Origin of the sequence: Dactylosporangium aurantiacum, assembly GCF_000716715.1 — a bacterium.
GTDB lineage: Bacteria > Actinomycetota > Actinomycetes > Mycobacteriales > Micromonosporaceae > Dactylosporangium > Dactylosporangium aurantiacum.
In genome coordinates this window covers 304233-316434 of the sequence record NZ_JNYJ01000002.1, presented here as the reverse complement: position 1 = coordinate 316434, position 12202 = coordinate 304233, and the positions used below count along the sequence as shown (strand labels likewise).

Genomic DNA, 12202 nt, shown 5'->3' with positions numbered 1-12202 from the left:
TAGCGTAGACAGGCCTTCACATCGGCGGCCACGGGATGGCGTGCCGGTCCTCGTCCGGGGACGGGTATCGCTTGTCCTGCAGCAGCTGGGTGATGCGCAGCGCGACGGTGCCGACCTCGGCGGCGGTGAGATGCTCCGACAGCGCCTCGGCGAGCCCGGCGGTGTACTGGGCGCGCAGCTTCTCCAGCACCTCGACCGCCTCGTCGGGCAGCGGCTCGCCGGCCCAGCCCCACAGGATCGTGCGCAGCTTGTCCTCGGCGTGGAAGCAGATGCCGTGGTCGACGCCGTGGACGCGGCCGTCGACGGTGTCGATGATGTGCCCGCCCTTGCGGTCGGCGTTGTTGGCGACGGCGTCGAAGACCGCCATGCGGGCCAGCCGCGGGTCGTTGTCGTGGGCGAGGACGAACGGGCGGCCCCGCTCGTCGTGGGCGGTCAGGATCCGCTTCCAGCCGCGCGGGACCTTGCCGAGCGGCACGAAACCGAGGATCGCGTCATCGGTCTGCAGCTCGTCGTCGATCCACAGCTGCACCATGCCGGCGCCGAGCGGGCCGTCGCGCAGGACGGTCGGCGGGACCACGCCCCAGCCGGTGGCCTCCGACAGCAGCCAGGCCGCGTACTCCCGGCCGGCGAGGGTGCCGTCGGGGAAGTCCCACAGGGGCCGTTCACCGCTGACGGGCTTGTACACGCACCGGGCGACCGTGGAGCCGTGGGTGATGACGGCGCGCAGCGTCGCGTTGGACGCGTCCATCAGCCGGCCTTCGATCTCCATGGTGCCGTGGCGCAGCAGCTCGAGCGCCTCGTCCTGGGGCAGTGCCGGCACGGCGTCTACCGGCGGTAGCCGTTGTGCCGTGGGCACAGGTGCCCCCGGGCGTCGAGGGGCTGGCCGCACAGCGGGCACGGCGGGCGGCCCGAGGCCACGACCCGCTTGGCCCGGTCGATGAACGCGCGGGTCGCCTGCGGGGTCAGCCGGACCCGCAGCCGGTCCCGGTCGGCGGTGGCGAGCTCGTCGTCGTCCTCCTCCTCGACCTCGTCGGTCTCCTCGTCGCCGACGGCGATGGCCTCGATGACCACGGTTGCGGTGTCGACGTCGAACGCGAGGCCGAGGGTGCCGACGCGGAACTCCTCGTCCAGCGGCGTGTCGAGCGGCTCGTTGTCACTGGTGTCGACGGCGGCGGTGTCGGGCAGGTCGACGCCGAAGCGGCGCTGCGCCTCCAGCAGGAGCTCCTCGAGCTTCTCCGCCAGCAGGGTCACCTGCACCTTCTCCAGGGCGACGCTGACCAGGCGCCCGCCGCCGCGCGCCTGGAGGAAGAACGTCCGCTCCCCGGGCGCGCCGACGGTGCCCGCGACGAATCGCTCGGGCGGCTCGAACGCATAAACCTGGTGACTCACTTGTTCACCTCCGCTGCACTCCGGCGCCGGCGTGAGCTCGACCCGCCGTGCTCCGGACCGCTCATGCCGCCACCTCCGCTGCGCTCCGGCGCCGGCCTGAGCTCCACCCTGCGCCCATGACTCGCGGCCCTCCGCTGCGCTCCGGACCGCTCATGCCGAAAACTCTATCCGCATGTGCGCACGAGCGCCGAGGCCGGGCGGCAGGATCACACGGAACCGCCCGAACCGCCCCCGACGGCGGCGTCCGAGGTGGGTTCGTCGTCCACCTTCGGCACGAAGGGTGCCAGGTCACCGCCGGTGTCGTTGAGGCGCAGCACGAACGAGCGCAGCGGCGTGTACCGGATCACGGTGATCGACGCCGGCTCGACGGCGATGCGCTGGAACAGGTCCAGGTGCATGCCGAGCGCGTCGGCGACGATCGCCTTGATGATGTCGCCGTGGCTGCAGGCGAGCCAGACCGCGTCGGCGCCGTGCGACGCGGTGAGCCGGGCGTCCCAGCCGCGGACGGCGGCGACGGCGCGCGCCGACATGACCGCCATCGACTCACCCTCGGGCCCCGGGAACACCGCCGCGGACGGGTGCGCCTGCACCGTCGCCCACAGCGGCTCCTTCGCCAGCTCCTTCAGGGGCCGGCCGGTCCAGTCGCCGTACCGGCACTCGATGATCCCGTCATCGACGGTGACGTCGCTGAACTCGGGCAGCGCCAGCGACAGCGTCTCCCGGCAGCGCGGCAGCGGGCTGGACACGACCGCGGCGAGGGGCAGCTTCGCGTCGGCGAGCCGCTCGCCGACGGCCCGCGCCTGCGCCTGCCCGACGTCGTCGAGGCCGACGGGCTGGTGACCGGCGAGGATCCCGGTGGCGTTGGTGGTGGTGCGGCCGTGCCGGAGCAGCAGGACTGTCGTCACAGGGTCAAGCCTGCCATCTCCCACGCCCGGGCCAGCTGCCGCAGGGTCTGGATGCCGTGCTCGTGGTCGCCGAAGATCAGGGTCGCGATCTCGGTGACGCCGGCCTCCTGGTACGCCTGCAGCCGCTCCGCGACCCGCTCGACGGGCCCGATGAGCGAGGTGCGGTCGATGAACTCGAACGGGATCGCGGCCGCCGCCTCGCGGTGCTTCTTGGCCAGGTACAGGTCCTGCACCTCGCGGGCGGCGTCGCCGTAGCCCATGCGCGTGGCGAGGGCGTTGTAGAAGTTCTGCTCGCGGCTGCCCATGCCGCCGACGTACAGGGCGGCGTACTGGCGCACCAGCTCGGCGCACATCTCCGGGTCGTCGCCGAAGACCACCGGTACACCGGCGCAGATCTCGAACCCGTCGAGCGTCTTGCCGACCTTCGCCCGGCCCGCCTCGATCGGCTTGAGCGACTCGGGCGCGAACTCCGGGGAGAAGAAGATCGCCAGCCACCCGTCGGCGACCTCACCGGCGAGCTCGAGGTTCTTGGGCCCGACCGCGGCGAGGTAGACCGGCACGTGGTCGCGGGTCGGGTGCAGCGTGAGCTTGAGGGCCTTGCCGGGCCCGTCGGGCAGCGGCAGCTGGTAGTGCTGCCCGTCGTAGGCGACGGTCTTGCGGGTCAGCGCGAGGTTCACGATGTCGATGTACTCGCGGGTGCGCTGCAGCGGCTTGCCGAACCGGACACCGTGCCATCCTTCGGACACCTGCGGCCCCGACACGCCGAGACCGAGCCGGAACCTCCCACCGGACAGCTTGTCGATCGTCGCGGCGGTCATCGCCGCCATCGCCGGCGTGCGGGCCGGGATCTGGAACACCGCCGAGCCCAGCTCGATGCGCTCGGTCTGCCCCGCGAACCAGGCCAGCATCGACGGGGCGTCGGATCCGTACGCCTCCGCGACCCACACGCAGGAGAAACCGAGGCGGTCCGCCTCCTGCGCGAGCGCCAGGTGACCGGCCGGGTCGTTCCAGGCGGCGAGATATCCGAGGTTCAACGCGAGTCGCACTACAGCCTCCCAGGGTCCCCCGTGCGACCCTGCACGGGGCGGCACCAAGGGTAGCGGGGGGCCCACCTACCCGCCTCCGGTGGGATCCGGCCGTATCGTTCCATGCATGCAACAGCGACCGCTCGGCCGTAGCGGGCTGGCGGTATCCCGGCTGGCCCTCGGCACCATGACCTGGGGCCGTGACACCGACGCCGACGATGCGGCCGCCCAGCTCAAGACGTTCCGCGACGCGGGCGGCACGCTGCTGGACACGGCCGACGTCTACGCCGACGGCGAGGCGGAGTCCGTGATCGGCGCCCTCGTCGGCCGGCTCGTGCCGCGCGACGAGCTGGTCATCGCCACGAAGGCGGGCCTGCGCCCGGGCATGGCGCGCCGCCGCGACGGCTCCCGCAGCCACCTGCTGCGCGCCCTCGACACGTCCCTGGAGCGGCTCGGCACCGACCACGTCGACCTGTGGCAGATCCACGGGTACGACCCCGACACGCCCCTCGAGGAGACGCTCAGCGCGCTGGACACGGCCGTGCAGACCGGCCGGGCCCGCTACGCGGGTGTGTCGAACTTCTCCGGCTGGCAGACCGCCCGCGCCGCCACCTGGCAGGCCGCGTGGCCCGGCCGCGCCCCGCTGGTCTCCACCCAGGTCGAGTACTCGCTGCTGGAGCGCGGCATCGAACGCGAGGTCGTGCCCGCCTGCTCCGCCCTCGGCATCGGGCTGCTGCCGTGGTCGCCGCTCGGCCGGGGCGTGCTCACCGGCAAGTACCGCGGCGGGGTCCCCGCCGACTCCCGCGCCGCGTCGCCGCACTTCGAGCGGTTCGTCGCGCCGTACCTCGACGACCGCTGCGCCGGCATCGTCGAGGCGGTCGCCACCGCCGCCGGCGGCCTCGGCGTGTCACCCCTGGAGGTCGCCCTGGCCTGGGTCCGCGACCGCCCGGGCGTGGTCGCGCCCGTCCTCGGCGCCCGCACCGTCGGCCAGCTCCTCGGCGCGCTGCAGACCGAGGAGATCGACCTGCCGCGCGAGATCCGGGCCGCCCTGGACGACGTGTCGGCTCCGACGTCGGGCTATCCGGAGCGCCAGACATAATTGGCCCACCATGATCCGTGCCGTGTTGTTGCCGTCGCTGGTACTGCTGGCGCTGCTGTCCGGTTGCGACGCCGGCGCCCCGGTGGACCGGCCTGACGCGACCGTACCGACGCCCACCTGGGCTCCCGCACCGTCCGCGACCCCGGCCGGGACGGTCGTCCCGGTGGGTGGACCGCCGGCGGCGGTCGCGACCGGCCCGTCCGGCACCGCCGTCGCGCTCCCGGCCGCCCTGCTCCTGCTCGACACCGCCGGCACCCAGGTCGCCTCCGTGCCGGTGACCGAGCCGGTGCGCTCGGTGGCCGCCCTGCCCGGCGGCGGGTTCCGCGCCGTGTCCGGCAGCACCGTGCTCACCGCCGGCGCCTCCGGGGTCACCTCCCGGTGGCCGCTGCCCGCCGCCGGCGGCGCCCTGGCCGTCCACCCGTCCGGGTGGACCGCGGTCGCCCTCCCGTCCCTCGGCGACGTGATCATCCTCTCCCCCACCGGCGCCGTGACCCGCACCCTGGACGTCGGCGGCACCCCCGGCGGCCTCGCCGTCACCGGCGACCTCCTCGCCGTCCTGGACCCCGCGGAGACGTCACTCACCGTGTACGACGCCACCTCCGGCACCCGCCAGGAGGCCCTGCGCGCCGGCGACGGCGCCACCACCGTCACCCCCGGCGGCCCGGGCCGCTTCGTGGCCGTCGACGCCCGCGACGGCGAACTCCTCGTGTTCGAGACCGGCCCGCTGATCCTGCGCCAGCGCTACCCGGTCCCCGGCACCCCGTTCGCCGCCGCCTACGACCCCACCCGCGACACCGTCTGGGTGGCGGCTACGCAGCGTAACGAGGTGATCGGCTATCACCTGGCCGGCGGCACCCCGCGCGAGGTCGCCCGCCACCCCACGCCCCGGCTGCCGGTCGCGGTCGCGGTCGACCCCTCGACCGGCACGCTGGTCGTCGCCGGGTCCGCGGAAGGTCTGGTGCAGCGCATTTCGCCGTAGCAATATCGGTTCATGGACTACGAATACGTGCCGTTGCGGCTGCCGTCGAACGTGGACCGGCTCACCGCCAACGCACAGCTGACGATCCAGGCCGAGTACGGCGGCTGGGAACTGGCCAGGGTCCGCCTCTACGCCGACGGCACCCGCCAGGTCATGCTCCGCCGCAAGGTCACCAGCGACGCCATGCCGGGCCTCAGCACGTAGCTCTCTCCGCCTTCGCTGCTCCTTCGCATCGTGCGCGCCGCCGCCGCACGAGGACCAGCCACGGCCATCCGACCGGTCGGCCAGATCTGGATATTCCGGACAAACGGACGGCCATCTGCCGCTGGCTCTCCCGGTCACCCGCCGCCGCTCGCCCGACCCCGGCGCGCCGCGGGGAACGTAGCCGGCCTCACCCGCCCGGCCCCGGGACACACGCACAGCCAGCGCTCCGGTTGCACCGGCCGTCGGACGCGACGAACGGCAGTCGCCGGCCGGGGCGGGCCTCTTCTGATCCGGATCGGATTCTGACCGAACTCGCCACAGGCCGTCGTATCCGCCCGGCGATCGCAGCACGACCGGCAGCACTCGCCACGATGACCGTTTGCCCTAGCCGTGGGGTCAGGGCACCGACGGTCATCGGCGCCGTTCGCCCCGGCCCCCAGGGCCCGAGCGCGGTTCACCGACCACGCCGCGGGCAGACCTGACCCGGCCGGTCGGCCACGTCCGGCGGCTGGGACAGGCCGGCCGACCATGCCCGACGGCGGCCGCAGCCGAGCCAGCCGACCATGCCCGACGGCGGCCGCAGCCGAGCCAGCCGACCATGCCCGACGGCGGCCGCAGCCGAGCCAGCCGACATCACAGCGTCGAGCGCGGTCACCCTGCCGCGTGAACCCGCCGACCGGGGCGCCCGCCCGGACACGAGCCAGATCGGACACGGCCAGACCGGACGCCGGCCAGACCGGACACAAGCCAGACCGGACACAAGCCAGACCGGACACAAGCCAGACCGGACACAAGCCAGACCGGACACGAGCCGGACCGGAGACCGGCCGAACCTGATGCGAGCCGGACCGCAGCCGGCAGGACCGGACGCGGCCCGGCTCGTGGTGACCCGGTGTCAGAGGCGGTCGGCGGCCTTGGTGCCCTGCTCCGGCGCCTCGCTCAGGCCCGCGTCGATGCCGACGCCCTCCTCCTCGTCCTCGTCGTCGTCCAGGTCGACGAACGCGTGCTCGTCCAGCCGGTCGACGACCCGGTCCTCCTCGCCGACGGTGAACGGGCCGGTGCCGTCGTTGTCCTCGTAGGCCTCGGGGTCGAGCGGGGTGGCGACCTCGGCGACGACCACGACGCCGTCCAGGGACTCCAGCTCGGGGATGTCGAGGGCGCCGAGGGAGCCGTCGCCGGCCTGCATCAGCTCCAGGACGGCCTCGCCGACCGTCTCGACCGGGGAGGTGTCGCCGTCGCCGGGGTTGGTGCGGCGGGCGGCGTCGGCGAGGCGGAGCAGCGCGGCCACGCTCGGGACGCGGTAGTCGCGGCGCTGGCGGACCGAGATGATCTGCGGGTGCGGGTCTTCGGCCTCGGTGCCGTCGACGCCGCCGATGCCGACGCCGAACTGCCGGTCGGCCTCGTCGGGGTCGATGGCCTCGACGTCCCACGGGGTGACCTCGCCGAAGGCGTCCAGCAGGAGCTCGTCGTAGCCGTTGGAGGCGTTGTTGAGCTCGACATAGGCGCGCCACACCTCGTCGTCGTCGGCCCGCCCGTCGGCGGCCTTGACCGCGGCAAGGTGGTCGCGGGCCGCCGTGATCACGCGCTCGAGCGCGGCGTCAAGCTCCGCGTGCCGGTCGGTCATGATGGGTCTCCCCCTGATTGGTGGCTGTCGGTGGTGTGACGGTGGGTCAGGACTGCTGCAGGAACCTGTCGAGGACTCGCACGCCGAACTGTAGTCCCTCCACAGGAATGCGCTCGTCAATGCCGTGGAACAACGCGCCGAAGTTCAGGTCGGCGGGAAGGCGCACGGGCGAGAAGCCGAAGCAGCGGATGCCGAGCTTGTCGAACTGCTTGGCGTCGGTGCCGCCGCTGAGCATGTACGGCACCGGCAGCGCGCCCGGGTCCTCGGCCTTGAGCGCGGCGGTCATCGCGTCGACCAGCGCGCCGTCGAACGTGGTCTCCAGGGCGGCCTGACGGTGGATGTACTCCAGCTCGATGTCGGGGCCGACGAGGTCGCGCAACTGCTGCTCGAACGCCTCCGACTGGCCCGGCAGGGTGCGGCAGTCGATCGTCGCGGAGGCCCGGCCGGGGATGACGTTGTCCTTGTAGCCCGCGGCGAGCCGGGTCGGGTTGGCCGTGTTGCGCAGCGTCGCGCCGATGATCATCGCGATCGGCCCGATCTTCTCCACGGCCCGCTCGGGGTCGTCGAGGTCGAGCTCGATGTGCAGGATCTCGGAGACCTGCTCGAGGAACGCGCGCACCGTCGGCGTCATGATCACGGGGAATTTGTGCCGGCCGACGCGGGCGACGGCCTCGGCGACCGCGGTCACCGCGTTGTCGTCGTTGATCATCGAGCCGTGACCGGGGCGGCCCTTGGCGTGCAGGCGCAGCCAGTCGATGCCCTTCTGGGCGGTCTCGATGAGGTAGAGCCGCTGGTCGCCGCCGACGCTGACGGAGAACCCGCCGACCTCGCCGATCGCCTCGGTCACCCCGTCGAAGTGGTGCGCGTGGTGCTCGACCAGATACTGCGCGCCGTAGGTGCTGCCGGCCTCCTCGTCGGCGAGGAACGCGAGCACCACGTCCCGCGGTGGTTTGCGACCCTCGCGGCGCATCTGCCGCACCAGGGCCAGCACCATCGCGTCGAAGTCCTTCATGTCGACGGCGCCGCGGCCCCACAGGTAGCCGTCCTTGATCTCACCGCCGAACGGGTCGACGGACCACTCCGACTTGTCCGCCGGGACGACGTCGAGGTGGCCGTGGATGAGCAGCGCGTCGCGGCCGGGGTCGCTGCCCTCGAACCTGGCCACGACATTGGCCCGGCCGGGTGCGCTCTCGTGGATCTGCGGCTCGAGGCCGACCTCGGCCAGCTTCTCCGCCACGTATTCGGCGGCGAGCCGCTCCCCGGCGCTGGTCTCCAGGTCGCCGGTGTTGGTGGTGTCGATGCGCAGCAGGTCGCGGCAGAGCTCGATGACCTCGTCGGTGGCGTCCATGGAGAAGTCATATCAGGCGGCTGTGACAATTTCGGCGGGTGGTCCGGCGACGTACCACGAGACGTCACCGGACCGTCACACTCTCACCAGCCGAAACCGGCCCCGTAACTCACCGTGGCGAGGACCGCCTGGCCCGACGTGTTGGGATGGAAGTAGTCCCAGGTCGAGATCTGGGACAGCTGGAAGGCGTAGCCGAACACGGCCCCGCCGTCGTACTTGCAGTTGGCACCGTACGCCGTGCAGGCCGCCGCGAGCTGGCCGTTGAAGTCGATCACGCGCTGGCGGACGCGGTCGCGCCGGGCGGTGTCGGCGGCGGTGGTGGAGGTCGGGTTGGCCAGCATCGACTGGCAGATGCCGAACAGCCCCCAGGCGCTGCGGGCGCCGGAGCTGTCCTTGCCCACCTGCCAGAGCCGCTTCAGGTCCGGGATGCTGACGAGCAGGACCTTCGCGTCGGGCAGCCCGGCCTTGAGCGTGCCGAGCGCGCTGTCCAGGGAGCCGCGGAACGCGGCCACGCTGGTCATCGCCGCCTCCGAGGAGGTGCAGGCGTCGTTGGCGCCGATGAGGATGGTGACGTACGCGGCACGCTGCGACACGACCGTGGCGGCCTGCCCCGGCATGTCGGCGACCTTCGCCCCGGACCTCGCGTCGTTGAAGGCGTGCCCGTCGATGGCCGGGTTCTTCGCCCGGATCCGCAGGTAGTGGCTGTTGACGGCGGTGGTGCTGCCCGTACTGAACGAACGGGACGGGCAGTCGACGAACCATCCGCACGCGTTGAACCCGCGGGTGATGGAGTCGCCCATGCTGGCGATCGATCCGGGTGGCGGCCCGGCGTCGGCGTGTGCCGGGATGGCGGTCCCGAGCAGCACGACCAGGGTGGCGGCGAGGACGGTCGGTCCCCGCCAGGAGACGGACATGGCGGCCCCTTTCCGTGACAGGTGGCGGCCGTGACGGAAGGCTCCCAGACCTTCCATCGAAGGCGGTACATGGCAGCGTACTGGCCGGTAACCGCTCGTTTCAAGAAGTTGCGCCTCGGGTACCGATGCGGCACCAGGAAAACGATCGATGGAGGGTCCCCGTGAGCACCGCACCCCTGCCACCGCTGCCACCGGTGCCGGGCATCGAGGACGACGACGTCGACTTCGGCGGCCCGAGCATGCTCGACCTGCTCGACGAGGACCACCGCCAGCTCACCGCGCTGTGTGAGCGGCTCATCGCACCAGGTGAGCAGGACCCGGCGAAGCCGCAGGACATCGAGGACGTCCTGGTCGCCACGCTCGCCCGCCACCTGTCCGCGGAGGAGCAGTACCTCTATCCGACGGTCAAGGCCGTCCTGCCCGACGGCGCCCCGATCGCCGAACAGGAGATCGCGGCCGACGCCGAGCTACTGCTCGCGCTGCAACGGCTGCACGTGACCCCGGCCGCGGACGAGGCGTACCGCACCGCCCTGGACGCGGTCGCCGCCCACGTGCGCGAGCACACCCACCGCACCGGCGAGGAGGTGTTCCCCCGCCTGCGCGAACAGTGCAGCGACACCGAGCTCGTACGACTCGGAAACCGGGTGCAGATCGCCCGCGGCGCGGCACCCACCCGGCCACACCCCAACACCCCGGCGACTCCGCCGCTCAACAAGCTCGTCGACCCGGCGGTCGCCGTCGTCGACAAGGTCCGCGACGTCCTCACCCGCCGCACCACGTGGCCCGAGGACCTCGCGAGCTGACCAACGCTCCATCGACCGGTTTAACGATCTCACCCCGGAGGTATCAACCCGTCATGGCTACCGTTCTGTGGATCATCGCAGTGCTCATCGGCATCGCCGGCGTCGTCGCACTCCTGCGCCGCCAGATCCTGTGGGGCATCATCCTGATCGTCGTCGCCCTGCTCGTCGGCCCCGGCGGCGTCAGCATCTTCAACGTTTGACCCGAGACTCGGTGGCCGGCTCCCCCTCCGGCCACCCAGCGATCAGGGCCCCGGCGATCCCCCCGCCGCCGGGGCCCTTCGCGTGTCACACCCCCCGATTGGCCAAGATCTTCCCGGACCGTGTAATGTCTCCGACGGCCATCCGGGGCGGTGAGAAACTGACCGGGTAGGATGTCCACAGCAGGTCGAAGTGGCGGAATGGCAGACGCGCTAGCTTGAGGTGCTAGTGCCCGCAAGGGCGTGGGGGTTCAAGTCCCCCCTTCGACACCAGTTTGAGAAGAAATGTCCGTTTAGGATGTGTCTAAGCATCCGCTTGAACACCCAGTTGTAGCAGCCGTGAGTGTCGACGGTGTTCAAGCGGTGCATTGACATCACTCACGGACCGGTAGGCCAGGTTTGATCACGGCGAAGTCCCCGACGCCCAACCAAAGATCGCCAGACGGTCAAGTTGGTCCCGTGTCCGGCTCATGCAGCCTCCCCCTTCGCCAGGCACCCGATCAGTCCTCGACAGGGTGAAGCGACACGCAATATCGAGCCCATACCGGGTCGGCCGCATGCGATGGACGCCATGACCCGCTTCCGTCCTCCAGGTGCACCTCGCCCACGCTCGACAGCTCCGGCGGCCACCGATGACACCTCATCGCGTGAAGGCCAGATGACGCTCAGCGTGCAGTTCGACTTGCCGATCGAGAACATCACCATCGTCGTGACCGCGCAGCGGATAGCGGGCCATGTCCCGCCCACCGCCCGTGGATAGGGCCACCCCAGCGCAGCCGCTGCCGACTACCGTCGCCGGCTGGATTCCGCTGGCGCTAAACACTTGCACCGTCAGCACCGCGACGCTGTATCGGCGCTACCTCGAACTGTTCGCCGGGCGCTACGGCGACGACGAAATTGCCAGCATCCGCGCCACTCACATCAACGATTTCGCCACCTGGGTTCAGACCATCGCGCAACGCCGAAGTTCCTCGATCGATGGACGAACCGCCAAAGAACACGCCATCGCTGCCGTCCGCAAACTCTTCACCGTCGCCATGCAAAACGACATCATCACCGGAAACCCCGCCAACGTCGTCACCAAACCCCGTCGCCACCCAACGCGACGTGCTGCCCTAACCCATGAACAACTCGACGACATCTTCGATGTCGCCACAGACCACGAAACACTCCTCTTACGTTTCCTCCTAGAAACCGCGTGCCGCCGCGAGGGCTTGCTTAACCTCGCCCCAACATCGATCCACACCGCACGCCAGACGGTCATCCTCGACGAAAAGCACACCCAACACCGCGAACAACCAATCTCCGCAGCCGTCGCCAACGAACTGACCGATCCTGCCTGTACGCTGTACACTTGGACTCGCCGGCGCCTCGACACGCTCTGGAAACGTCTGGGCCGCGAACTCGATTGGTTCGCCGCCCTCGGCGTCACCACACACTGGTTCCGGCACACCACCATCACCAGTGTCGAACACCGCACCGGCAGCTACGCCCTTGCCGCCGCGTTCGCCGGCCACACACTCCCAGGTAGCACCGGGACCTACATCAACATCACCGTCGCTGATGACTGCTGGGCCTTCCAACAGACCGGCAACGGCCATCATCCACTCGCCCAGTACTCTCACCGGCAGCAGTAGCGGCAATCCCGCCGGCGGACCCAACTACCGGCGGGACTCCACTTGGGGTTGACATGACACCCATGTTCAGCGGAACGG

Annotated in this window: 13 protein-coding genes and 1 tRNA gene; 7 read left to right on the top strand and 7 right to left on the bottom strand. The window is 71.2% G+C overall.

Annotated features, from left to right (window positions below; genetic code table 11):
• Positions 1–16 precede the first annotated feature (16 nt).
• From OP18_RS03555 to OP18_RS03540, 4 genes are all read right to left on the bottom strand, one after another.
• On the bottom strand, positions 17–820 hold the full coding sequence (locus OP18_RS03555) for an SCO1664 family protein (RefSeq protein WP_033357187.1): 804 nt from the start codon (positions 818–820) through the stop codon (positions 17–19).
• 5 nt (positions 821–825) lie between these two features.
• Positions 826–1389 carry a DUF3090 domain-containing protein gene (locus OP18_RS03550; RefSeq protein ID WP_033357186.1) on the bottom strand — a complete coding sequence of 188 codons (564 nt, stop codon included), beginning with the start codon at positions 1387–1389 and terminating at the stop codon, positions 826–828.
• 206 nt (positions 1390–1595) lie between these two features.
• A complete protein-coding gene (locus tag OP18_RS03545; RefSeq protein ID WP_033357185.1) occupies positions 1596–2294 on the bottom strand; it encodes a histidine phosphatase family protein in 699 nt (232 codons plus the stop codon).
• A complete protein-coding gene (locus OP18_RS03540; RefSeq protein WP_033357184.1) occupies positions 2291–3340 on the bottom strand; it encodes an LLM class F420-dependent oxidoreductase in 1050 nt (349 codons plus the stop codon). The genes OP18_RS03545 and OP18_RS03540 overlap by 4 nt, the downstream gene beginning before the upstream one ends.
• Before the next feature lie 106 nt (positions 3341–3446).
• Here OP18_RS03540 and OP18_RS03535 point away from each other — a divergent pair, with 106 nt between their 5' ends.
• From OP18_RS03535 to OP18_RS03525, 3 genes are read left to right on the top strand one after another with little or no spacing between them, the layout of a single operon-like run.
• A complete protein-coding gene (locus OP18_RS03535; protein ID WP_033357183.1) occupies positions 3447–4418 on the top strand; it encodes an aldo/keto reductase in 972 nt (323 codons plus the stop codon).
• Positions 4419–4440: 22 nt separating this feature from the next.
• The gene (locus tag OP18_RS03530) at positions 4441–5397 is read left to right on the top strand and encodes a YncE family protein (protein WP_156089268.1); all 957 of its coding nucleotides are present in this window, start codon (positions 4441–4443) and stop codon (positions 5395–5397) included.
• Between the two features lie 12 nt (positions 5398–5409).
• Positions 5410–5601, top strand: coding sequence for a DUF5703 family protein (locus OP18_RS03525; RefSeq protein WP_033357182.1), 192 nt, complete (start codon positions 5410–5412; stop codon positions 5599–5601).
• A gap of 895 nt (positions 5602–6496) precedes the next feature.
• On the opposite strand, the gene OP18_RS03520 is transcribed toward OP18_RS03525, so the two are convergent.
• From OP18_RS03520 to OP18_RS03510, 3 genes are all read right to left on the bottom strand, one after another.
• Entirely contained in the window at positions 6497–7225 is a 729-nt protein-coding gene (locus OP18_RS03520) for a hypothetical protein (RefSeq protein WP_063745419.1), read from the bottom strand.
• 46 nt (positions 7226–7271) lie between these two features.
• Complete coding sequence (locus OP18_RS03515; RefSeq protein ID WP_033357181.1) at positions 7272–8573, bottom strand: M20/M25/M40 family metallo-hydrolase; 1302 nt, start codon at positions 8571–8573, stop codon at positions 7272–7274.
• A gap of 83 nt (positions 8574–8656) precedes the next feature.
• Positions 8657–9487 carry an SGNH/GDSL hydrolase family protein gene (locus OP18_RS03510; protein WP_033357180.1) on the bottom strand — a complete coding sequence of 277 codons (831 nt, stop codon included), beginning with the start codon at positions 9485–9487 and terminating at the stop codon, positions 8657–8659.
• Positions 9488–9648: 161 nt separating this feature from the next.
• On the opposite strand from OP18_RS03510, the gene OP18_RS03505 reads away from it, so the two are divergent.
• The 4 genes from OP18_RS03505 to OP18_RS03495 all read left to right on the top strand — a co-directional run bounded on the left by OP18_RS03505 (position 9649) and on the right by OP18_RS03495 (position 12124).
• Complete coding sequence (locus OP18_RS03505) at positions 9649–10290, top strand: hemerythrin domain-containing protein (protein ID WP_033357179.1); 642 nt, start codon at positions 9649–9651, stop codon at positions 10288–10290.
• A 53-nt stretch (positions 10291–10343) separates the two neighbouring features.
• Entirely contained in the window at positions 10344–10490 is a 147-nt protein-coding gene (locus tag OP18_RS59075) for a GPGG-motif small membrane protein (protein ID WP_169788941.1), read from the top strand.
• A 184-nt stretch (positions 10491–10674) separates the two neighbouring features.
• Positions 10675–10760: transfer RNA gene (locus OP18_RS03500), tRNA-Leu, on the top strand.
• 479 nt (positions 10761–11239) lie between these two features.
• On the top strand, positions 11240–12124 hold the full coding sequence (locus tag OP18_RS03495; RefSeq protein WP_052386167.1) for a tyrosine-type recombinase/integrase: 885 nt from the start codon (positions 11240–11242) through the stop codon (positions 12122–12124).
• The last annotated feature ends 78 nt before the right edge of the window (positions 12125–12202 follow it).

What these genes read in the sequence shown, in the direction of transcription:
- OP18_RS03525 (WP_033357182.1), top strand. Translation starts at nt 5,410, where the DNA reads ATGGACTACGAATACGTGCCGTTGCGGCTGCCGTCGAACGTGGACCGG.
- OP18_RS03535 (WP_033357183.1), top strand. Translation starts at nt 3,447, where the DNA reads ATGCAACAGCGACCGCTCGGCCGTAGCGGGCTGGCGGTATCCCGGCTG.
- OP18_RS03520 (WP_063745419.1), bottom strand. Translation starts at nt 7,225, where the DNA reads ATGACCGACCGGCACGCGGAGCTTGACGCCGCGCTCGAGCGCGTGATC.
- OP18_RS03510 (WP_033357180.1), bottom strand. Translation starts at nt 9,487, where the DNA reads ATGTCCGTCTCCTGGCGGGGACCGACCGTCCTCGCCGCCACCCTGGTC.
- OP18_RS59075 (WP_169788941.1), top strand. Translation starts at nt 10,344, where the DNA reads ATGGCTACCGTTCTGTGGATCATCGCAGTGCTCATCGGCATCGCCGGC.
- OP18_RS03515 (WP_033357181.1), bottom strand. Translation starts at nt 8,573, where the DNA reads ATGGACGCCACCGACGAGGTCATCGAGCTCTGCCGCGACCTGCTGCGC.